Below are 23504 nucleotides of genomic sequence, written 5' to 3' on the forward strand. Positions count from 1 at the left end.
TGTGAAAATTACTCAACTAGACCATTTGGTTTTAACCGTTCAAGATATTAATCAAACAATTAATTTTTATACCAAAATATTATTGATGACTGAAATAACTTTTGGTAACAACCGAAAAGCGTTGCAATTTGGCAAGCAAAAAATTAACCTGCATCAACAAGATCAAGAAATTTTGCCTAACGCCAAACACGCAATGAGTGGCAGTGCTGATTTGTGCTTTTTAACTGAGACGCCACTCACTGACGTCATAAAACATTTACAGAACCACCAAATCACTATCATTGCCGGTATTGTGGAACGCACAGGGGCTTTGGGCAAAATTCATTCTATTTATATCCGCGACCCCGATGGTAATCTAATAGAAATCAGTCGTTATGTTGATTAATAAAATCAGGCAATGTTTTATTAGTTTCTTCTAATTTCTTTTGTTTCTTTTTACCAAGTCCGCCCAAGACTTCGCAAGCGTGACGAAGCCGTGCCAGCGTCATGTCTGCACCTATTAAATACATAGCATTCATCACAGGTGTGCTGGAGCTTGAACCTGCAATGGCAATAAAAAATGGCAGAGTGAAGTCTTTTAATTTGACCTCAAAATGTGCTGCCAGACCTTTCATAACTTGATAAATATTTTCTTCACTCCAAACTGGCAAAGTTTCTAATTGCCAAGTAGTTAGATATAAAATATCTAAAATTTGCTCTTTGGTCAGTGATTTATGGGCAAAATCCGTTTCACTGATGTTGGGTAAATTTTGAAAATAAAAGCCCGCCCAATTCACCGCATCGGATAATGTGTTAATACGTGGCTGGATAGCTTTGGCAATACCTGTTAGTTTATCGTCATTATAAGCCCATGATAAAAAACGATTTTTCAACTCATCTGCGCTTAAACTGCGAATATATTCACCATTTAACCAGTAAAGTTTTTCAATATCAAAAACAGGTCCGCCAAGCGATACTCGTTGAATGTCAAAATCTGCAATCATTTCATCCAAGCTAAATTTTTCAGCCTCATTTGACAAACTATAGCCCATGCGCCCCAAATAGTTCATTAACGCCTCTGGTAACACGCCTGCATCACGATAATAAGTGATGGATGTTGGATTTTTGCGTTTGGACAATTTAGACTTGTCGGGATTACGTAGTAGTGGCATATGACATAAAACAGGCATTTCCCACCCAAAATATTCATAAAGTAACTTATGTTTTGGGGCAGAACTAATCCATTCTTCACCACGAATAACATGGCTGATTTGCATCAAATGGTCATCAACAACATTGGCTAAATGATAGGTTGGCAAACCATCCGTTTTTAATAAAACCTGCATATCCACCTGTTGCCAGGGAATGACAATTTGACCACGCAACAAATCATCAATGATGCAATCACCCTCAGTTGGTACACGCATACGAATCACAAAAGGCTTGCCGCTTTGTGCCAGCTTATCCGATTCTTCACAAGACAATGCAGCATAACGACCATCGTATTTAACGGGCAATCCTTGCGCCATCTGTTCTTCACGCATTTTATCCAGTTCTTCTTGCGTACAAAAACAGCGAAAAGCGTGCCCATTATCTAACAGCTCTTGGGCGTACTTTTGGTAAATCTCACCGCGCTCTGATTGGCGATACGGAGCAAAAGGTCCCCCAATATCAGGACCTTCAGACCATGACAAACCCGTCCAACGCAGCGCATCCAAAATCATCTGTTCAGATTGTTTGGTAGAACGTACTTGGTCGGTGTCTTCGATACGTAAAATAAACTCACCGCCTAAGGATTTGGCAAATACCATATTAAATAACGCAATGTAGGCCGTACCAACATGAGGAAAACCAGTGGGTGATGGCGCAATACGAGTACGAATGGGTTTCATAATGTATCTCAATTTTTTAAAGGAAAAACAACAAACAAAAAACAAAAATAATACAATTTGTATAATAAGTAAATTTACATAAGTAAATCTGTTTAATTTAACCAGTTATCAAGTAATTTAAACGTGCATATAATAGCAAATCTTGCTAATATTGTCGCAAATTTTAATGATTGATTTTTTATTTTTTAAAATATTTCACAATCACTACTACTTTTAATGCATTGATTGAACAGATAAATTGAATAAATTGGCTTATTTTTTATGACAACAACACAATCCCAACTGCCCAAAAAACTCACCATTGGACTAATTTCTATTTCTGACCGTGCAAGTCTTGGCGTTTATGAGGATAAAGGCATTCCCGCTTTAACAGATTGGTTAAAAAAAGCAATCATTGGAGATTTTGATATTCATCATGCATTGATTGCTGACGACCAAACAACCATTGAACAAACCTTAAAACACTTTGCGGACGAACTTGGCTGTCAGCTTATTTTAACCACAGGTGGCACAGGTCCTGCTAAACGCGACGTAACGCCTGAAGCGACACTGGCTATAGCCGACAAGGAAATGTATGGTTTTGGCGAACAAATGCGCCAAGTCAGTTTACATTTTGTGCCAACCGCGATTTTATCTAGACAAGTAGCGGTTGTTCGTAACGATTGTTTGATTATTAACCTGCCCGGTCAACCAAAAGCCATTAAAGAAACTTTGGAAGGGGTTAAAGATAAAGATGGTAATGTTCTAGTTAAGGGTATTTTTTCAGCGGTGGCTTATGGGGTGGAACTTATCAGTGGCGTGTATTTTGAGACCGATGCAGCTATTTGTGAAAGTTTTCGTCCAAAATCTGCCAAACGTTCTTAAAAACAATATCTTATAACTTACCTTTCATGACGCAATTTATAATTTTGGTGAAAATTTATGTTTGATTTAGCTTGTGATACTCTTGATAAACGCCTTTGTTTGGTAGATTTTTCCAAAGCCACACCAACCGCTTTAAATCAGCAAATCAAACAAACTTTGTCCCAAGCTGATGATTATCTAAATCATCTACCCAAAGCTGATAACGCCAAAGACGCTCTTGTTATCATTGATACTCTAAATGAGAAAATCCATGCTTTTAGTCGAGCTTTTGGAATTTTATCCCATTTAAATAGCGTAATGAGTAATGAAGATATTCGTCAATGCCATCATGAAGTTTTGCCAATATTATCAGATTTTTATACAAAGTTTGGACAATCTTTAGACTTATATCATCTATATAAAAAACTTGAAAAAACGCCTTCAAACGATACTGCCCTAAACCGAGCGGTAAAATTAGCTTTAGAAAGTTTTGAGCTTTCAGGTGTTAATTTAGATGACAATAAAAAAAATAAGTTTGCCGAAATTGCCAGTCGTTTGTCTGTATTATCTGCCAAGTTTTCAGACAATGCACTTGATGCCAGTCAAGCCTTTGCCCTACCTTTAACTCAAGAACAATTATCAGGCATTACCGAAAATGGACTTAGCTTATTAAAAAGTGCTGGCGAACGTTATCGTAATACGCACCCAAATACACTTACCGCCACAGATTATGTTGCAACACTTGACATACCAATGTATTTGTCAGTGATGCAGTACGCCGATGACCGACGACTTAGAAAAACATTGTATGACGCCTATAACACCAAAGCCAGTAACCAAAGCACATTTGGGCATATGAAATTTGATAACAGCACTATCATGCTTGAAATTTTGCAACTTAGACGGCAAAAAGCACAGCTTTTAGGTTTTGATGACTATACCGAACTTTCTTTGGCAACCAAAATGGCGGATGATAAAGCCCAAATTGATGAATTTTTATATAATCTTGCCAATCACGCCATGCCATCTGCAAAAGCAGATTTGGCAGATGTAGAAATTTTAGCCAAAACATTGGGGATTGATGTTGTACAGCCTTATGACATCCCCTATCTATCTGAAAAAATTCGCCAAGAAAAATACAATATCAGCAGCGATGAACTGCGTCCTTATTTTCCGCTACCTGTCGTTTTGCAAGGCTTATTTGATATCATCCATCAATTGTTTGGCGTGCAATTTTCGGCGCGTACGGATGTATCACTTTGGCATGATGATGTTCAATTTTTTGAAGTATTTGACAATAATCAGTTAATTGGCGGCATTTATCTGGATTTATTTACCCGAAATGGCAAACGTGGTGGCGCTTGGCTTTCAGGATTTCAAGACAAACATAAAAATGCCAATGACGCCAATTCAAGATTGCCCGTTGGTTTTATTGTTGCCAATTTTACACCCCCCACCCAAGACACCCCAAGTCTTTTAACCTTTGACGAAGTTACAACACTATTTCATGAATTTGGGCATGGTTTACATCATCTTTTGACCAAAATCACCATCAGTGATGTTGCCGGCATCAATGGTGTGGAATGGGATGCAGTAGAATTACCCAGTCAATTTATGGAAAACTTTGCCATTAGCGAACAAGGCATTACCAAAATCAGTCGTCATGTTGAAACAGGTGAGCCACTTCCTAAAGAAAAGCTCACTGCGCTACAAAACGCCAAAAACTTCCAAAGCGGATTGCAAACTTTACGGCAGGTAGAATTTGCGTTGTTTGATTTAGCGGTTCATTACGTTGATATCCATAATTATGATGAAATTTTAACCATCCAAAATCAGATTCATCAAAAGGTTGCGGTGATTCATCCCCCAAAAAACAACCGTTTTGCCAATACCTTTAGCCATATTTTTGCCGGTGGCTATGCATCTGGTTACTACTCCTATAAGTGGGCAGAACTGTTATCTGCTGATGCATTTAGCAAATTTTCAGATAATGGCATATTGAATGCCAAGATTGGTCAAACCTTTAAAGCAGAGATTTTAGAACGTGGTGGCAGTCGCTGCGCAAAAGAAAACTTCGAAGCATTTATGGGAAGAAGTGCTGACATTACAGCGCTACTAAAACAATCTGGTTTTATTCGCTAATGGTTTTGATTACTCAATCAACCGAGAAAACTAATGGGGAACGATGATGCGATACCAATCAAACCGACCTAAAAGACAATTTTTGGCAGGGGTAAAATGCACAGCCTGTGGGCAACTTGATAGCACCGTTCAGATACAAATCTTTAAGCCAAATTATGATGAATATATAGAGTGCACACTTTGTGGGCACACCGAACGTCGCCCAACCGCTGAAGAGGCTCAAAAAATACAACTTGAAAATCAACAAGATGGCACAGGTTTGGTAAGATTTGTATCGGTAAAAATTTAATTGGCATGATTATTGCTCTTAACGATATATCATAGTTACATATTTAGTGTTATCACTAAAACAATCCTAAACAAGTGATACAAGATTGAAAAAATAAACCGCACCAGTGCGCCCATTTTTAATAAGGTTTTTTATGTCAGAACAAAAAAATGATACTTTGGATAATTTGGACTACTCTATTGGCAATTTAGATTTGGACGATTTAACCGCTGACAAGCCTGCGGACATCTCTGACCTTGATGCCTTATTTGCTGAAGACCAAAATACGCCCCAAAAAGCCGCTGACCCAACCCAAAACAGTGGAATTGATGCGGATTTTTTAAGCCAATTAGATGACATGAGCGATTTGGGAACACTCAATAATCAGTCAGAAAAACCAGTTGATTTATCTAAAGACCAAACATCTGATTTTGATGAATTTATGAATGCTTTGGATGATATTCCTGTTGCCAATTCTGATAGTCAAAAAACCATTTCTACCTTTGAAGAAGAAAACCCGCCCACCCAAAATATTCCCGACCCTGCTGTGTTAGCAGGAGCGGCGGCAGCTACTGCGGCGGTGGTGGCAAAAAGTGAAAAACCACAAGGATTTTTTGCTAAATTATTTGGCAAAAAAGACAAAGGCGTTTCAGACAGCAAAACAAAAGCAAAACCTTTATTTGGCAACAAAAAAGCTTCGTCAGAAACTCAGCATAAAAGCCGTTTGGGTAAACTAAAAGCCACCGCAGGGATTGGCAAACCCAAAGCAGCCGATACTACTTTAGAAGAACCACAAGAACCATCTAATTTATCCAATGATACAATAGGCGCTCCTGAGACTAAACAATCAAAAGGGTTCTTTAGTGGGCGTTTTGGTAAAAAGGAAAAACTGATTACTGGCACAACCTTTGATACTCAAGAAAAAATGCCAGGTAATGGATTTGGCGATGTTCCTGATGAATTGATTAATGCATCATCTAAGCCTGCCAAAGAATCCAAGTTTAAAGCCTTTGGTGCGACCAAAAACAATAAAGCCAGCAAAACCAAACTTACCAGTGGCGCCAAATCCAGTAACGGCAATAAAAAGTCCAATGCGTTATTGATTGCTGGTTTGGCGTGCGCTTTGGCAATCGCTGGTGCCGGCTATGTGTTTTTAATGGGAGATAATTCAGCCACAAATACTCCAGCCGCAAACACTGCAAGCGTTGCACCGCCACCCGCTCAAGAGCAGCAGCCAGTAGATCCAAGTTTGCAGGGTGTGCCTGCCGATGGTCAAAATCCAGATGCTATGGCAAACAACCCATCAGCACCTACTACTCAAGATAATGCAGCTATGCCGGGTGCCAATCCAAATGCTGGGCAGGGGGTAAATCCAGATGAGATTTTAAATGCTCAAGTACCTAGTGACCCTGCGCTGGTTAAAGAAGAAATTGACCGTTTATCTGATACTAACTCGCGCCTAAAAGAGCAAGGTAAAATTGCAGAAGACCAGTTGCAAGTTATGGAAAAATTAACCACTGCTAAAGCTGAACAAATTGCACTACTAGAAAAGCAAATTGCTGAATTAGAAAAGCAAAAAAATAACGTGGCGATTCCCTCGCAAGGTGCAAACAATCCACCTCCTGCACAACCTGCTCAATAAAAATAACCAAATATCCAAAAGCCCTTTTCAGGGCTTTTTGGTTTTGTTGAAATTTAAAAAAATCTATGTAACAATACCTAAATCTTTTAAAAAAATTACCCATAAATCAATTATGACAACCGCCCAAAAAAGTATCAAACGTCTATTTCGTCAGTTGGCTTTTGTGCCATTTTTACACAATCGTTGGCTTACCAAAGCCGTCAAAAAAAATCTAACTGAAAAAATTCAACAAGCTGAAATTGGTCATCTTGGTGAGATTGTTTTGGTGATTGAAAACAACCTGCCAATTTACCAAGCTTATCAATATGACTGTCATCAGCGAGCTTTGGATATATTTAGTATGCAAAAAGTTTGGGATACCCAAAATAATACAGGGGTTCTAATTTATGTGAATTTATGTGAAAAAGATTTACAAATAGTCGCCGACCGTGGTATCAACCAAAAAGTTGATTCTGAAATTTGGCAAATGCTTTGCAAAGCAACTTTAAACGACTTTAAACAGGGAAATTTTCAGTTAGGCTTATCCAAATTGATTGAAGAAATTGGACAAATTTTACAAACTTATGATGCTTGTGATGATATCAATGGCAACGAATTGGCAAATGAAGTGGTGTTTTTACATTAAATTAATAAACCCAAGGAATGATTGATGAATGGTTTTGTTTGGTTAGGTGCTCTGTTACTGCTTTTGGTGGTACTGTTTATAATTGCCTTATCTAGACCTGCAAAACAAACTGTCAATACACCATCCAAAATTTATCACAAGCCATCTGATGATTTACAATTATTTTATCAAGATTTAATGCCTTTATTGCCTGAATTTAAACTAACCATTAAAACAGGTGTGCAAAATCGAATTTTAATTTACCAACAACAAAACCATCTGGCGACAGTAATACTCACCAACAAGAAAACCAGCGACCATCAAACACTGCTTACCACAAGAAAACTTGGTAATGTGCTTATTTTACAGGTTTGCGCCAATTATCAACCAAGCACGTTAAAAAACATTGTTAGCACCATTCATCAATATAAATAATAACGCAATAAATAAAACTCACTTATTACCTAAAATAAAAAAATATGGCATAATAGATAGGATATTTGTCTGTCTTTTGCTGATGTCTAAGGATTTTTTTCTTTCTTTTTTTAGGAGTTTCTATGTCAAAATCCACCATTGTTTATACTTACACCGATGAAGCCCCTGCCCTTGCTACTCATTCTTTACTACCCATCATCAAAGCCTTTAGCAAAAGCTCTGATGTAGAATTTGTAACCAGTGATATTTCTTTGGCAAGTCGTATTTTAGCAAAATTTGATGATTTTTTAAGCGATGAGCAAAAACGCCCCGATGCCTTAGCTCAACTTGGTGAGCTGGTAACCAAACCTGAAGCTAATATCATTAAACTGCCCAATATTTCGGCATCCATGCCACAACTTTTGGCAACCATTAAAGAACTGCAAAACGATGGCTATGCAATCCCTGACTATCCTTTAGACCCAAAAAATGATAAAGAAAAGGATATTCAAGCTCGCTATGACCGCATTAAAGGCAGTGCAGTCAATCCCGTCTTGCGCGAAGGCAATTCTGACCGCCGTGCTCCAAATGCTGTCAAAAACTTTGCGAAAAAATTCCCTCACTCTATGGGCGCATGGTCAAAAGACAGTAAAACACACGTTTCTACCATGAATGGTAATGACTTTTTTGCCAATGAAAAATCCATTACCCTTCCAAAAGAAACAACCGTTAATATCGTCTTTACTGACAAACACGGCAATAAAACCAATCTTAGAAAACCACTTGCCCTACAAGCTCATGAAATCTTAGATGCAACCGTTCTTAATAAAAATGCGTTGGTCAAATTTTTAGAAGAACAAGTTGCTGATGCCAAAGCAAAAGGTGTGCTATTTAGTATTCATATGAAAGCCACCATGATGAAAGTATCTGACCCAATTATTTTTGGATATGCTGTTAAAGCGTTTTTTAAACCTGTTTTTGACAAATATGGTAAAGAACTTGAAGCCATTGGCGTGAATGTTAATAATGGTTTTGGTAACCTTTTGGCAAATTTGGATAAACTTGAACCTGCTATCAAAGCAGATGTTGAAGCTCTAATCGCGCAAACTTATGCTAACAATCCTGATATTGCGATGGTGGACAGCGATAAAGGCATTACCAATCTACACGTTCCAAGCGATGTAATTATTGATGCCTCCATTCCTGCAATGGTGCGTTCATCAGGCAAAATGTGGAATAAAGACGGTCAATTGCAAGATACCAAAATCATCATTCCAGATAGCACCTATGCTCCGCTTTATGACACCGTTGTTAAATTCTGTCAAGAACATGGGGCATTTGACCCAACCACTATGGGGACTGTTCCTAACGTTGGTTTGATGGCGCAAAAAGCCGAAGAATACGGTTCGCATGATAAAACGTTTGAGATTCCAGCCGATGGCGTGGTAGAAGTGATTGATACTGATGGTCAAGTTTTGTTATCACACGCTGTCGAAGCTGGTGATATTTGGCGCGCCTGCCAAACCAAAGACGCTCCCGTTAAAGACTGGGTAGCTTTGGCGGTCAAACGTGCTCGTTTAAGCAATACACCTGCCGTTTTTTGGCTGGATGAAAATCGCGCCCACGATGCCCAGCTTATCAAAAAAGTCAAAACTTATCTTGACGAGCTTGACACTAATGGCTTGGAAATCCATATTAAATCCTTGGTGGACGCTGCAAACTTTACATTGACTCGCCTAAAAAATGGGCAAGACACCATTGGCGTAACCGGCAATGTTATGCGCGATTATTTAACGGACTTATTCCCAATTTTAGAGCTTGGTACGTCAGCCAAAATGTTATCCATTGTGCCTTTGATGAATGGCGGCGGTATGTTTGAAACTGGTGCAGGTGGTTCAGCTCCAAAACACGTTCAACAATTCCAAAGCGAAAACCATCTGCGTTGGGATAGTTTGGGTGAGTTTTTAGCATTAGCGGTTTCTTTAGAACATCTTGCTCAAAAAACAGGAAACCAAAAAGCAGCTGTACTTGCAAAAACTTTAGACAAAGCCACCGAAGAATTGTTATTAAATGACAAATCACCACGCCGTAAAGCTGGTGAATTGGACAACCGTGGCAGCCATTTTTATTTGGCATTGTATTGGGCAAAAGCATTGAGTGAACAAACTGATGATAAAGCATTAGCAGAAGAATTTGCTCCAATTGCTAAAGCTTTAGCTGATAATGAAACTGTGATTGTTGATGAACTTAATCGCGTTCAAGGCACCAGTGTTGAAACTGAAGGCTATTATTTTGCCAATCGAGAAATTTTGGATAAATTAATGCGCCCAAGTCAAACCTTTAATGATATTATTGCAAAACTTGGTTAATTTTTTCATCCAACATCAATTAAAAAATGCCATCTATAAAGATGGCATTTTGCTAGCCAATTAGTTAGAAACAATCCCAATTGTACATCACTTTAGAAAAATCCTCATTGGCTAAATCATTTGGGTGAATAAAGAAATTACCCACCCCACAATCTCCCCACATGATACCGCCATCATTAAAATCTTCACTATCTAATTGAAATAACAAAATATAATCGCTGAATTTTTTGTTGTAGTAACGAGGGTCGGATTGGGTAAAATAGGGGTAGCCACCCAGACGATGCCCGTCTGTTTCCATAATCGCTTCATAACGGTCAACCACATTCTCCCAAAAATCAAAACTTTCACCAAATTCAGCGGTTAACTTTTCTTTTAAATGATTCAAATCAACGATAAGTTTATCAAAATCATCCAGTATGGGAACAGCTTGCAACTGTAAAATTGGTGTTATAGCGTATTCATGCGCATCAATCGGAAAATAACCATCTTCATCATCATAAGTTGCAATGGTTGGTACATCAAGTTGCAACATATCTTGATTGTCAGTTATAGTCTTATGATAAATCACTCGAAAGTTATCTTGATTTTGGGGATGGTCAAAATCAAGACCATACACATCATCAGAAGCAACAAAAAACTGTAAAATACCCGATTGAGGCAAATAATCTATTTTGGGCATTTCAGAAAAATTAATCTGAGCCAACAAATATAAAGGCTTGCCTTCTTTATTGGTAGGATAAGTCATATCTTTTGGCATATAAGGTTTTCCACCAATTTTGCTTTGCCAAATTGATAGATTTTCAGCAATGTTTAATTTTAAACGAATGCTAAATTTAGCAATATCTTTTAATTTTTCTTTATATCCATCCCATGCTGAAGGTAGATTTTGGATTTTAGTCTGCAGCTCTTGCTTGGCTTGTTGCAGTTCTAACTCGTTCATATTTTTAGCCCTAGGTTAAATTTTCTAAATATTTTTCAGCATCTAACGCTGCCATACAGCCCGTGCCTGCCGATGTAATGGCTTGACGATAGATGTGGTCTGCCACATCGCCACAAGCAAAAACTCCTTCCACACTGGTTGCGGTAGCATTGCCATCAAGCCCGCTTTTCACACGAATATAGCCATCGGTCATCTCAAGTTGATTGGCAAATATTTCAGTGTTAGGCTTATGACCAATTGCAACAAACAATCCAAGCACATCCAGCATTTTGGTTGTGCCATCTTTATTTTGAATTACCACACCATTTACGCCCATGTCGTCGCCCATTACTTCTTGAACGCTGCTATTCCATTCAATGCTGATATTGCCATTTTTAACTTTTTCAAACAGTTTATCTTGCATGATTTTTTCAGCACGCAAAAAATCACGACGATGAATCAAAGTAACATGACTTGCAATGTTGGATAAATACAGAGCTTCTTCAACCGCAGTGTTACCACCACCAACAACAGCAACTTTTTGATTTTTATAAAAAAAACCATCACAAGTTGCACATGCTGAAACACCCAAGCCCATAAACTTACTTTCACTTTCCAGTCCCAAATACTGTGCTGATGCTCCAGTTGCTACTATCAGCGCATCACAAGTGTATTCATCGTTATCGCCATATAACACAAATGGTTTGGTTTTTAAGTTGACTTGTTTGATTTGGTCATATACCAAAACCGTGCCGAAACGTTCAGCATGTTCTTTCATGTCCTGCATCAAAGCAGTGCCTGTCAAACCTGCTTTACCGCCTGTCCAGTTATCAATCTCAGTGGTGGTTGTTAATTGCCCACCAACCTGCAATCCCGTAATTATCACAGGTTTAAGATTGGCACGAGCTGCATAAACAGCCGCCGAATAACCTGCTGGACCAGAACCCAAAATAATCAATTGATGATGATTTGCCATAAAACTTCTCCAAATTTACTGTTACATATGAATTAATCACGGTAATTTTTATAGTTTATTTTACAATAATTTTTTTTATATAAGCTTAAAATAAATAATTGCAAGATAAAATAAGTAATTTTAAATTATAATTATGTTACATATTATTGAAAAAAAACAATTAATATCCGTTATAATAATCTGTCCATTTTGTGCTCCAAACTAAATATCATGCAAGCATTATTTAAAGACTTATTAAAAAGCGCGATTATCACAGACATTCTTGGTAAAATGCCTGCGGTAAAACTAATTTTTTTTACCATGCTTGGCATGATGCTGCTAAGTTTTTTATTCTTATCTTTATTATCACACAACAGTCTTGACCCTGCTTGGTCGCATCTAGGAAGCACCGATACAATCAGCAACGTTATGGGCGGCTTGGGCGCATGGGTCAGTGATATTTTGTACGTTTTTTTTGGACTTGGGGCATGGTGGCTGGCAGTTTTGTTGTGTTATGAACTCATTTGCATTTGGTCAAAACAAGTGGCTGTAGCGTGGTGGTTACGCATCTTTGCTTATGGATTTTTATTGATTTTTATTAGTGGGCTTCTTGCGCAATGGGGCAGTTATACAAACTCAGTAAATGCTATGAATATGGGTGGCGTTATTGGTTTTGAGCTGCATCAAGGACTTCAAGCTATTATGGGTCAGTTAGCAGCAACACTATTTTTGTGTGCCTTAATTCTTGTTGTTGGCTTTTTAACCTTTGATATTTCAGCTAAAAAATTAACCAAATTACCAACCAAAAAAAGCAGTCAAGTTATTAGTACCTCTGAACCTAAATTATTTGAACCCATCTTGACAACTTCAGCTAAACATACAGCAAAATCTGAATCTTCTGAAAAATCATTAAATGAATTTTTAAACCAATCTGGCTTAAGAGATGAGGTTTTAAATCAACATATTAAAGAACAAAATAAAGCCAAACAAAATAAAACTACCAGCTCTGAACCCATCAACCACGAGATTGAAGGGGCTAGCATTCAAGATGCTAGCAAATATAGCGACACAAAAGGCACTCAAGTTACTTATGTGCCAACCGAGGTAAAAATCTGGCACGATGATGATACAATCATCTACCCGCCAAATCAAAATCCTACTAGCAAAGTCACTCCTGAAGCAGTTTCTGATAAAAATTTAAACGATGATACTATCAAAAATATCTTAATTGAAGATAATACAGGTCTTGATGGCCTTGATGTTATTAATCAACAACAGTTCAAGGATGACTTGACAAAAAACAATTTTCCCACAAATACAGATGACTTGATTTCTGATAATTTTACTCAAGAAACTTTGACCAGTGTTGTCATAGAAAGCTCAACGGCAGAAAATGACGTCATAGACAATCATGTTGACAACGGTCAATTGATGGATCATTCATCAAACACAAATGCCAATACATCAGCCCAAATAACACCCAATAAACCTGATATTACCAGTGAACACGCGGGTAAATCCTACGCTATGAGCACACTGGAATATCGTATGAGTTTAAGTCCAATTCCAGAACTGTCATTACTTGATAAAACACCGCCCAAACAAGTGGTTTACACTTCTGAAGAATTAACTGCCTTATCTGAACTTTTAGAAATCAAGCTTAAAGAATTTGGTGTCAGTGCTCGTGTTATCAGTTCACTGGTTGGTCCTGTGGTTACGCGTTTTGAAGTGGAACTGGCAGCTGGTGTTAAAGTAAACCGAGTAACCAAAATTTCTCAAGATTTAGCCCGTTCTATGTCCATGACATCGTTACGGGTTATTCCAGTCATTGCAGGAAAACCATATATTGGTATTGAAGTCCCCAATCGTCATCGGCAAATTGTTAGCTTGATTGAACTTTTACAAACCAAGGATTATCAAGACCCAGACAGTGTTATTAGCATTGCCATTGGCGCGGATATTAGTGGCAAAGCAGTCATTGCTGACCTTGCTAAAGCTCCACATATGCTGGTTGCTGGTACAACAGGTTCAGGAAAATCAGTACTGGTCAATTCGTTTTTATTATCCATGCTCCTTAAATATACGCCTGATGAACTGCGCTTGATGCTAATTGACCCAAAACAATTAGAACTTGCCAATTATGCAGATATCCCCCATCTTTTAACACCAGTTATCACCGATATGACTGAAGCTACCGCCGCTTTAAATTGGTGTGTAACTGAAATGGAGCGACGTTATCAGTTGATGAGTCTTTTACGCGTGCGTAAATTATCCGAATTCAACAAAAAAGTAAACGAAGCCGAACAAACAGGACAACCCATCATTGACCCCTTATGGGATGCCAATGATAGCGTTAGCATTGCTTCCGCCCCAAAACTAAAACCGTTACCACAAATCGTTGTTGTGGCTGATGAATTTGCTGATATGATGATGCAACTTGGCAAAACCGCTGAAGAACCCATCGTTCGACTTGCCCAAAAAGCTCGTGCAGCCGGTATTCATTTGATTTTAGCAACTCAGCGACCTGTAGCAACCGTCGTTACAGGACTTATCAAATCCAACGTACCATCTCGGGTTGCCCTTCGGGTGAATTCAGCAGTAGATAGCCGAATCATTATTGAAGAGTCTGGCGCAGAAGATATGCTTGGTCATGGTGATATGATGTTCTTAGCGCCCGGCAAAAACACCACAGAACGGGTACATGGTGCGTATGTAAAAGATGATGAAGTAAACCGAATTACTGACGCTTGGCGTGAACGTGGCAAACCTGAATATATTGATTTGTCAAATAGTTATGTTTTTGAAGAAGAAAACATTGCCAGCAGTAGTACTGTCAAAAACGGCGATGAAGAGTATTACAATCAAGCAATGGCGTTTTTTATGGAAACTCGCAAAGTTTCTATTTCTAGTCTTCAGCGCAAACTTTCTATTGGTTATAACAAAGCTGCTCGCATTGTAGACTTGATGGAAGAACGCGGCGTGGTCAGCCCTATGGATAACAGTGGCAAACGCCAGCTTTTAATCTAAATTGGGTGGAATGATAATGACTGTTGGCTTTTGGGTAATTGCATTTGTGATTTTGCTGATTGTAGGCAATCTGATGGCGGCTAAACCCAAAATTCATGAGGTTCGCTTGGGTGAATTTCGCCTACTTGCCCGCAAAAAAGGGTTAAATCCCAAATTAATTGCCACCCCAGAATGGTTGAAAAATAATCAAAAATTAATCCAAAATCAAAAAACATCAATGATTACTCAATACACACTGGTTAATGATAACTGGCGCAACCCTTTGATGCATTTTATTTTTGATGGTCAAATATGGCATAATTTGGATGATGTTGATTTTTTTGTTCGCATAAGCCCACCCGATAATTTATCGCCTTATTTTGTAGGAATGCTGATAAAAGCCAACAGCATTAGTTTATATTGGCACGATGAATCGTATTTACAAAAATTTTCAGTGCGCGAAAACATCAGTACCACAATGGAACATGACTTAACCGCATTATCTGATTATTTATCACAGATTTTATCAGTTGACGCATGATATGATTAATACCATGAGCATTTATCATTATTTTAAAGCTGCCCTAAAATACGGTCTCTTATTTATTATCATCTACACCATCATTCACATGTTGCGAACACCTGATTTGCCTAATGCCCCAAATTTAGTCTATCAGGATATTGATGGCAAATCTGTCAATGTTATATCTCAAAGTTATCAAAAACCTGTTTTAATTTATTTTTGGGGCAGTTGGTGTGGCGTTTGTCGTCGTACCAGTCCAAACATTCAAAAATTATCACAAGGGCACAATTTTGACAACCATTATGAGATTATTAGCGTTGCTATTTCCTCAGGCAGTGATGCAGAATTAAAACAGTACATGCAGAAAAAAGATTATCATTTTCAAACGATTAATGATGATAATGGGCAGATATTTAATACATGGCAAGGCACAGTTGTACCCTCTATGGTTATTTTAAAAGATGGAAAAATTCATCATGGGTTTACAGGATTTACGCCACTTTGGTTATTAAAAACGCATTTATGGTTGGCAAAATAAAAGCTTATCATTGATAAGCTTTTATTGTTTTTGTTGTTCAACTATTACCAAATACCGTTTTTCACTTTGGCTTTTAATTCTGGATGGTCGTCTAATTTAAATACAGGTTCTTTGATTCCTGATTTTAATTGACGGGTATAGTCTTTAATCAAGACAAACGCATATTTGGATAATAAAACAATTGCAATTAGGTTAATAATTGCCATAAATCCCATTGCCATATCGCCCATATCCCAGACAATATCTACTTTTGTAACCGCACCAAAATAGACAAATCCCAACACCATCATGCGAAACAGTGTTAAAACAACAGGATGATTTTTCAAAAATTGCATGTTGGATTCAGCGTAAGCGTAGTTACCAATGATGGTAGAAAATGCCAACATAAACAAAATGATTGCCAAGAAATATTGACCCCAGCCGCCAACGTGAGCTTCTAAGGCTGCTTGAGTTAGATGAACCCCTGATAAATCTTTGGCGTTTTCTGGCATGGTTGCAAGCAAAATCACAAAAGCAGTGCAAGAACAGATAATTAAAGTATCCACAAACACCCCAAGCATCTGTACTGTACCTTGTTCTACAGGGTGTTTCACACTGGCAGCCGCCGCCGCGTTAGGAGCTGAACCCTGACCTGCTTCGTTGGAATACAAACCACGTTTGATGCCCTGCATCATCGCCAAAGACACCATAGAACCAAATAATCCACCGCCGGCAGCTTCATAACTAAAGGCTTTAGAAAAAATAAGTGAAACAACCGCAGGCACTTCACCAATATTAATAAAAATAATATAAAATGATACTAAAATATACACCAGCGCCATAACAGGAACCAGCATCTCAGCAATTTTTGCCACACGATTGATGCCACCTACAATAATAGGGGCTGCCAAAATCACCAAAAACACGCCCACAACGTGTTTGTAAATCTGCCAATCATCTTGGCAAGCTGCCGCTGCATCAATACAGCCTGATGCTGATGCAATTGATTGCGTGATGGTATTGGATTGAATTGCTTCATATACAAACCCAAAACAAAAAATCAGGGCAATCGCAAATAACGTACCTAGCCATTTTTGTCCAAGCCCTTGCTCAATATAATAAGCCGGGCCACCGCGAAAACGTCCTGTAACTGGGTCTTTAACCTTAAATAACTGAGCAAGGCTTGACTCTACCAATGCCGAACACATACCAATCAAAGCAATCAACCACATCCAAAACACTGCGCCAGCACCGCCAATACCGATAGCCAGTGCTACCCCTGCTACGTTACCGACGCCAACACGACTAGCAAGACCAGTAACAAACGCCTGAAACGCAGTAATACCATGCTGGTCAGCTTCTTTTCGGCTGGATAACATCGTTTTTATACTACTGCCAAAAAGTCGAAATTGGGCAAATCCTGACATCAATGTAAAGAAAAAACCAATTCCAACAAGCATCCATACTAAAATATCCCATAAAGGTGCGTTGATGGATTGAACAACACAGTGTAATCCCTCAACAAAAGTCGGTTGACCGACACAGGAAAACGGGCTAGTGTACATATTCACACTCTCTGATTTACGTTTACTTTTAAAAATTTTTAACAATTTAGTTGCTTTTTGCATCAAAAAACTGATTGGCTTTGTTGGTTTAAGTCGTCATTTAAGTAAACATAATCCATCAAAGAAACATAAACTTAAGACAAAACCATCATTTTTAACATTTAAGACACTAAAGCAAACAACGAAAACTTATTATAAAGTATTTTAATATTTAATACAGTATTTTATTTACGACTGTGATTATCCTTTAAATCTAAGACATAATTTAATAAAATTGCCACAAAAGTCGCTGTGCCAATACCACCTAAATCAAATGAACCAATAATCAGTCCAAAATTACCTGTGCCTAAAATAATGGTAATGGCTCCAACCATAAGATTTTTGTTGTTAGAAAAATCAACCTGATTATCCACCCAAATTCTCACGCCTGCGATGGTAATCAGTCCAAATACCACGATGGATGCGCCTGTTAAAATAGGACTTGGAATCGTTTGAATTAATACTCCAAATTTAGGCGATAACCCCAAAAATACCGCAAACACGCCTGCCACCACAAAGACAATGGTTGAATATACGCGCGTTACTGCCATTACACCAATGTTTTCACCATAAGTGGTCATACCCGTTCCACCTACACCCGCCGATAATGCAGTTGCCACACCATCGGCAACAAAGGCTTTACCAAGTTGAGGAGTGAGATTTTCACCTGTCATTGCGCCAACTGCTTTAATATGCCCTAAATTTTCTGCAACTAAAATTAATGCTACAGGGACAATAATTAACATGGCATTTGCATCAAACACAGGCTGACTAAAATTTGGGGTGCCAAACCAATGAGCTTGACTGATAGGAGTAAAATCAATGGGTGTGCCAAGATGTAAAACGTTGGTTGCTAAGATATAAATAACATACGCCAAAATCAAACCTAATAACAGCATCAGCCTTTGAGCAAAACCTTTCACAAACACTGCAATCATACTCATACAAAGTACAGTCATCAGTGTCATCACCAATTCAAAAGGCTTGCCTGCCACGCCAGACACCGTAACTGGGGCAAGGTTTAAACCAATAATCATCACCACTGCTCCTGTTACGACCGGTGGCATTAACCGTTCAATCCAGTTTGTGCCTATTGCCATGACCAAAAATCCAATCAAAGCATACACCACCCCACAAGCAATAATACCCCCTAATGCTATGGGTAAATTTGGATTGGCTCCAGAACCTGTTGCGTGAGCAGTTGCTGCTGCCACCACGCCAATAAATGCAAAACTTGACCCTAGATAGCTTGGTACTTTACCGCCTGTCATGATAAAAAATAAAATGGTACAAATACCACTCATCATAATTGCTAAATTAGCATCAAATCCCATCAAAATTGGTGCCAGCACCGTTGCGCCAAACATCGCCAAAACGTGCTGAAGTCCAAGCATGACGGTTTGGGCAGGTGGCAAATATTCATTTGTGGCAACAGGACGCACGTTTAAATCGCCTTGATAAGGTCGCCATTTGGTAAACCAACTCATATTTTTCCTTATTATGTTTTAGAGTAACTGAATTTTGACTGTATTTTAAAGTTATTAAAAACGACTAAACAATAAACCATTAAATTCATTGGGCTTATTTTAATTTCTTTTTTTCAGAAAATACAATATTTTATTTATATCATGACCGCTTTGTTAAAATTTGTAATAACTGGTCTTCACTTAATCGCAATCGCCCTTTGGTTTTTTTACTTGGTTTTGGCTGATCTGGCGATAAAACCGCAGTGCCACCTAGTAGAACTGCTTGATTTTGAGCGTCAGCATAAGCATGACAAATTGCACACGCCAAAGCATCAGCGGCGTCTTCTTGTGGTACAAAATCCAGCTTTAGTAATAACTGCACCATTTTTGATACTTGTTCTTTATCTGCTGCACCATAACCACTAACCGCCTGTTTGATTTGTCTTGCACTGTATTCACAAACATTTAAATTATTCATAGTTAAGGCAGCAATTGCCGCTCCGCGCGCCTGCCCAAGTTTTAATGCAGAATCTGGGTTTTTAGCAACAAAGACCTGTTCAATTGCGGCTTTGGCATTGTTCTCATTCAATTCGTGTCGGGATAAAATTTCACTTAATTTTTTAAAAATACAGGCAATTCTGCCTGGCATATCAGCCACTTTAGTGTAAATTACCCCTGCATCCACAAAAATTACCTTTGCTTTTTCTTGCTTGATGATACCATAACCTGTTTTGCGAGAGCCTGGGTCGATACCCACAATAAACGTCATCCATTCACCCATCATTTACTTATTTAAAACAAACTTACCATTTAAACTTTAATAATCGCCCCTATTTATTATAAAGTACTTTTTATTGACTTGTTAATTATTAGGAAACTTTTATGGGCGTGGTGGTTGGTATTGCTTTGGTATGGTTTATCATTGAAATGCTCGTTTGGTATTTGGTAGCACAATTTATCAGTGGTTGGCTGGTTTTTTTATGGTTTATTGTTGCTGCATTTATTGGTTTTGGGCTACTTAAAAAGGCATTTAGCACGCTTAATCCTGTTGCACAACAATTTAAAAGCGGTGTCATCCCAAATCCTGCTAATCAACCGCCTAAACAAAGCATGTTAAAAGCTGTGGGTTTTGGTCTAGCAGGTGTGCTGCTTGTGTTGCCGGGGCTTTTAAGTGATATTGCTGCATTTTTAGTATTATTACCTGCCATTCAAAACCTTTTATCCAATAAGGCTGAAAATTACGCCAAAAACAACCAAGATAAAATGATGGCAATGATGGCAAAACACATGGGCGGAAACTCACCCTTTGGTAATATCAATGGCATGGGTGGTATGTCTGGCGGTTTTGGGCAAAACAGTCCTTTTGGCAGTGGTTTTGGTGGCACAACGATTGATGGGAAAGCCACCATCAAACAAAAATCTGCCAATGATGATTAAAATTTTTACAAAATTTTAGATAAAAGGCACTGTAAATAGGACAATCAAACAATTTTTATAATCAAGTTGGGGTATAATAGGCGATTGATTTAGTTCATTTGTTAGGTTGAGTTTGTGGGGTCTTTGTGGACATTGTACAGTATTTGCATGGGCTGGTATCTAAAAATCTAGGACTGTTTGATGATGATATTGACGCCAACCTCCTAAAACAGTATTATGCTTTAAGCCTTGCTTTGCTTGCTGGTCAAAAAACAGATATTACAAACCCCGCTTCTCAAAACCTCACCGCACTTTGGGGCGAACAAACTCCCAATCTGGTCCGTCGTCTGGCGCGCAGTTTTCATGTAGATGAGCGTCATACTTTAAGACTGATTCATCATGCCACCACACCAATGTTGGTTGAAATTTTAGGTGCATGTGGCGACGGCGAACCAAGTGAATTTATCTTAAGTCATATAAAAAACAGCGTAGGACATTTACCTGCTTGGTCTGGTCAATTTATCCCAAGTTCTTTAAGTGATGTTTTACAACACACCAAAGAAGACAATCCGCAAAATGTCTCTGACACCACAATTCGTTTGGATATTGATGAACCCACTTTAGTAAATCTAAATGATGATGACGAAAGTTTATTACAAAAACCTAATGCAAATCCCCAAAAACCCCTACTGATTGGACTTGGCATAGGGGCAATCGTATTGGGTTTACTGACCTGTGGATTTTATGTATATAAACACAAATTCCAGACTCACGAACCTTCTTTAACCGCCACAACCAAACCTGCCCAAACTCCACCACGCATATCCATTACCACGGGTGAAAATGGCACGTTATACGCTTGTCGGGCCGAAATTGGTAACAGTGATTTACATACCATGCTTTTGGGTATCTTGCAAAAAAACTTTGGACAAGTAAACTGCGTGATGGATATTGATAACACCTTTGGGTCTTCTTTGGTGGGGCTTGAACGCCTAGAAAGTATCATTGCCATGATAAAATCTGAAGCCTATACCAGTATTGAAATCATTGGCAATCAAATCATCATCAACAGCCCACAAGCTGAAGTGATTACGCGCATGGTTAAAGACATCAGTTTACTTGCTCCACAGTTTACTGTTTCTGCAGCAGCGCCTTTAAACAAAGACAACTTAATCAAAAACAGCATCACCAACTCACAACACGCATTAGATAGCTTAATTACCCCATTGGATGCTTATGGGCTGTCTCGAGCAATGAGTATACAAGTTATTGATTTTAATAAAGAAAAACAATTACCTGCTCAAAATCAAGCACTATTAACCACCTACGCCAAAGTACTGAGTGAAAATCCCAATATTAAGCTGATGGTAGTGGCTCATACCGATGGAACTAATAGCGACCGCAAAGCCAACATTACTCTATCTCAACAACAAGCAGAAACCGTTAAAGATTTTTTACTGCAAAATGGGGTTAGCGATGGTCAGCTGACTGCAAAAGGCGTAGGTGATATTTATCCAATCGCGGATAATGCAACTGAACTTGGACAATTTAAAAATCGTCGTATTGAATTTTTGGTGTATGATGATGCAATTTTATCTGCAATGAATGCTGATATCGCACACGCCACCCAAATTCAGGCCCCTGCTCAAATGGTGCAAACTGCTCCTTATGTTCCAAGTGAACAAATGGGATATATTGATGCTAATGCTCAAGTTCAGCAAGCGGCAATTGTGTCAGACCCCAATATGGTGCAAGGCATGCCCCAACCAATGACCACACCAAACGCCTACCCAGCAACTGTTCAACAACCAATTTACCCACAAAATCAACCGACGGTCGCCAGCCCTGCATACGCCCAACCCACCTACACACCTCCCGCCTATGTAACTCCTAGTCCTGAGGTTCAAAATCCAGCCAATACAGGACAAATTAATATTTCTAATAGTCGTGGACAAAGTATCAGCAGCACACCTAGTGGTGCAGGCATCTCTAAAGAAATTCAGGAACTTTCTGAAACCACCATTCATTCTGAAAGCAAAAAGGGGCAATCCGCAGAATATCGACCCTAATAACCAAGACCTGTTAATGATTGAGTAATATTACTTATTCTTATCGTTTATGTTTTTTTATGTGTTTTTATTTGTTTAATTGTTGAATACTATTTCTTTTCAGTTATGGATTAGCGACAATATGGCAATTTCTATCAAATTTATACGTTTTAGAGTGTTTATTTTCACGGTTTTTTAGCGTATATTTGTATAGTTTTTGGGCATGCTACCAACATCTTTTTAAATGAAATTTTCAACTTGTTTTATAAATTTTACAAACAAATAGGATACACTGATGAATATCATTGAGCAATTACATCAAAATGTCACCCCTAAAGTCTTGCAACTGGTTCAACATTATATTGGAAATGACCAAAACAAAACGCATTTATTGACGTCTATTTATGGTATTTTAGGAGCTCGTCTTTCTGATGATGCTACTGCTGAACGTGTAGAAACACTACTAAAAACTAATCCAAACGCCCTACATAATGGCGCTAAAGTTTTAGATGCCTTGCTACAAGATGAACATGGAAATTCACAAGTGGCATTATTAACCAGCGAACTTTCTAAAGAACACAATTTACCTCAAAGCACCACAGATGCGATTTTGGCGACCGCTGCACCTCTTGTACTTAACGAAGTCAAGTATTTGGCAAAAGATTCATCAATTGCCAGCTATTTACAAGGAAAATGGTCAGAATTTAGCCATATTTTACCTTCATGGACACATGCCCTATTACCTGCCGGATTACTGGCTGGCTTTGCTGGATTGGCAAGCGGAGCATCGGCTAAGGTGGGTGAATTGGCAGGTGGTATTGGTAATTTTGCTGGAAAAGCTGCTGCTGAAGCCGAAGGTTTGGCAGATGACGTTAAAGACGGCGCAAAAGCTGCTGG

18 protein-coding genes and 2 pseudogenes are annotated in these 23504 nt (G+C 38.5%); 14 read left to right on the forward strand and 6 right to left on the reverse strand.

Annotated features, from left to right (window positions below; genetic code table 11):
• Nucleotide 1: 1 nt before the first annotated feature.
• Nucleotides 2–385 (forward strand): VOC family protein, encoded by a 384-nt coding sequence (locus tag ACZBKJ_RS07550; protein WP_463200388.1) that lies wholly within the window; start codon nt 2–4, stop codon nt 383–385.
• Here the strand turns inward: ACZBKJ_RS07550 and gltX are convergent.
• Nucleotides 366–1871, reverse strand: coding sequence for a glutamate--tRNA ligase (gene gltX, locus ACZBKJ_RS07555; RefSeq protein ID WP_463200389.1), 1506 nt, complete (start codon nt 1869–1871; stop codon nt 366–368). The genes ACZBKJ_RS07550 and gltX overlap by 20 nt on opposite strands.
• Nucleotides 1872–2132: 261 nt before the next feature.
• Here gltX and mog point away from each other — a divergent pair, with 261 nt between their 5' ends.
• The 7 genes from mog to ACZBKJ_RS07590 all read left to right on the forward strand — a co-directional run bounded on the left by mog (nt 2133) and on the right by ACZBKJ_RS07590 (nt 10153).
• Nucleotides 2133–2735 carry a molybdopterin adenylyltransferase gene (gene mog / locus ACZBKJ_RS07560; protein WP_463200390.1) on the forward strand — a complete coding sequence of 201 codons (603 nt, stop codon included), beginning with the start codon at nt 2133–2135 and terminating at the stop codon, nt 2733–2735.
• Between the two features lie 57 nt (nt 2736–2792).
• Nucleotides 2793–4856, forward strand: a complete 2064-nt coding sequence (locus ACZBKJ_RS07565) for a M3 family metallopeptidase (RefSeq protein ID WP_463200391.1) — start codon at nt 2793–2795, stop codon at nt 4854–4856.
• Between the two features lie 46 nt (nt 4857–4902).
• A complete protein-coding gene (locus ACZBKJ_RS07570; protein ID WP_463200392.1) occupies nt 4903–5145 on the forward strand; it encodes a YheV family putative metal-binding protein in 243 nt (80 codons plus the stop codon).
• Nucleotides 5146–5278: 133 nt separating this feature from the next.
• On the forward strand, nt 5279–6766 hold the full coding sequence (locus tag ACZBKJ_RS07575) for a hypothetical protein (RefSeq protein ID WP_463200394.1): 1488 nt from the start codon (nt 5279–5281) through the stop codon (nt 6764–6766).
• 112 nt (nt 6767–6878) lie between these two features.
• Nucleotides 6879–7391, forward strand: coding sequence for a TPM domain-containing protein (locus ACZBKJ_RS07580; protein WP_463200396.1), 513 nt, complete (start codon nt 6879–6881; stop codon nt 7389–7391).
• A 24-nt stretch (nt 7392–7415) separates the two neighbouring features.
• Entirely contained in the window at nt 7416–7805 is a 390-nt protein-coding gene (locus ACZBKJ_RS07585; RefSeq protein WP_463200397.1) for a hypothetical protein, read from the forward strand.
• 122 nt (nt 7806–7927) lie between these two features.
• The gene (locus ACZBKJ_RS07590; RefSeq protein WP_463200399.1) at nt 7928–10153 is read left to right on the forward strand and encodes an NADP-dependent isocitrate dehydrogenase; all 2226 of its coding nucleotides are present in this window, start codon (nt 7928–7930) and stop codon (nt 10151–10153) included.
• A 64-nt stretch (nt 10154–10217) separates the two neighbouring features.
• On the opposite strand, the gene ACZBKJ_RS07595 is transcribed toward ACZBKJ_RS07590, so the two are convergent.
• Together ACZBKJ_RS07595 and trxB are read right to left on the reverse strand one after the other, a co-directional pair.
• Nucleotides 10218–11093, reverse strand: coding sequence for a YwqG family protein (locus ACZBKJ_RS07595; protein ID WP_463200400.1), 876 nt, complete (start codon nt 11091–11093; stop codon nt 10218–10220).
• Between the two features lie 10 nt (nt 11094–11103).
• Nucleotides 11104–12048: a thioredoxin-disulfide reductase gene (gene trxB / locus ACZBKJ_RS07600; protein WP_463200402.1), complete on the reverse strand. Its 945-nt coding sequence runs from the start codon at nt 12046–12048 to the stop codon at nt 11104–11106.
• A 306-nt stretch (nt 12049–12354) separates the two neighbouring features.
• Between trxB and ACZBKJ_RS07605 the strand changes: the two are divergent.
• From ACZBKJ_RS07605 to ACZBKJ_RS07615, 3 genes and pseudogenes are all read left to right on the forward strand, one after another.
• Nucleotides 12355–15054: pseudogene (locus ACZBKJ_RS07605) on the forward strand (DNA translocase FtsK 4TM domain-containing protein); the annotation flags it as partial.
• 16 nt (nt 15055–15070) lie between these two features.
• Nucleotides 15071–15574, forward strand: a complete 504-nt coding sequence (locus tag ACZBKJ_RS07610; RefSeq protein WP_463200403.1) for a hypothetical protein — start codon at nt 15071–15073, stop codon at nt 15572–15574.
• A 13-nt stretch (nt 15575–15587) separates the two neighbouring features.
• Entirely contained in the window at nt 15588–16094 is a 507-nt protein-coding gene (locus ACZBKJ_RS07615) for a protein disulfide oxidoreductase (protein WP_463200404.1), read from the forward strand.
• Nucleotides 16095–16138: 44 nt separating this feature from the next.
• On the opposite strand, the gene ACZBKJ_RS07620 is transcribed toward ACZBKJ_RS07615, so the two are convergent.
• The 3 genes from ACZBKJ_RS07620 to ruvC all read right to left on the reverse strand — a co-directional run bounded on the left by ACZBKJ_RS07620 (nt 16139) and on the right by ruvC (nt 19912).
• On the reverse strand, nt 16139–17638 hold the full coding sequence (locus ACZBKJ_RS07620) for an alanine/glycine:cation symporter family protein (protein ID WP_463200412.1): 1500 nt from the start codon (nt 17636–17638) through the stop codon (nt 16139–16141).
• A gap of 224 nt (nt 17639–17862) precedes the next feature.
• The gene (locus tag ACZBKJ_RS07625; protein ID WP_463200406.1) at nt 17863–19164 is read right to left on the reverse strand and encodes a solute carrier family 23 protein; all 1302 of its coding nucleotides are present in this window, start codon (nt 19162–19164) and stop codon (nt 17863–17865) included.
• A 139-nt stretch (nt 19165–19303) separates the two neighbouring features.
• Complete coding sequence (gene ruvC, locus ACZBKJ_RS07630) at nt 19304–19912, reverse strand: crossover junction endodeoxyribonuclease RuvC (protein ID WP_463200407.1); 609 nt, start codon at nt 19910–19912, stop codon at nt 19304–19306.
• A gap of 113 nt (nt 19913–20025) precedes the next feature.
• Here ruvC and ACZBKJ_RS07635 point away from each other — a divergent pair, with 113 nt between their 5' ends.
• From ACZBKJ_RS07635 to ACZBKJ_RS07645, 3 genes and pseudogenes are all read left to right on the forward strand, one after another.
• Nucleotides 20026–20580 (forward strand): FxsA family protein, encoded by a 555-nt coding sequence (locus ACZBKJ_RS07635; RefSeq protein WP_463200408.1) that lies wholly within the window; start codon nt 20026–20028, stop codon nt 20578–20580.
• Between the two features lie 125 nt (nt 20581–20705).
• Nucleotides 20706–22628 carry an OmpA family protein gene (locus tag ACZBKJ_RS07640; protein WP_463200410.1) on the forward strand — a complete coding sequence of 641 codons (1923 nt, stop codon included), beginning with the start codon at nt 20706–20708 and terminating at the stop codon, nt 22626–22628.
• Nucleotides 22629–22902: 274 nt separating this feature from the next.
• Nucleotides 22903–23504, forward strand: a pseudogene (locus tag ACZBKJ_RS07645) (hypothetical protein); the annotation flags it as partial.

Source organism: Moraxella sp. I5G (genome assembly GCF_055193055.1).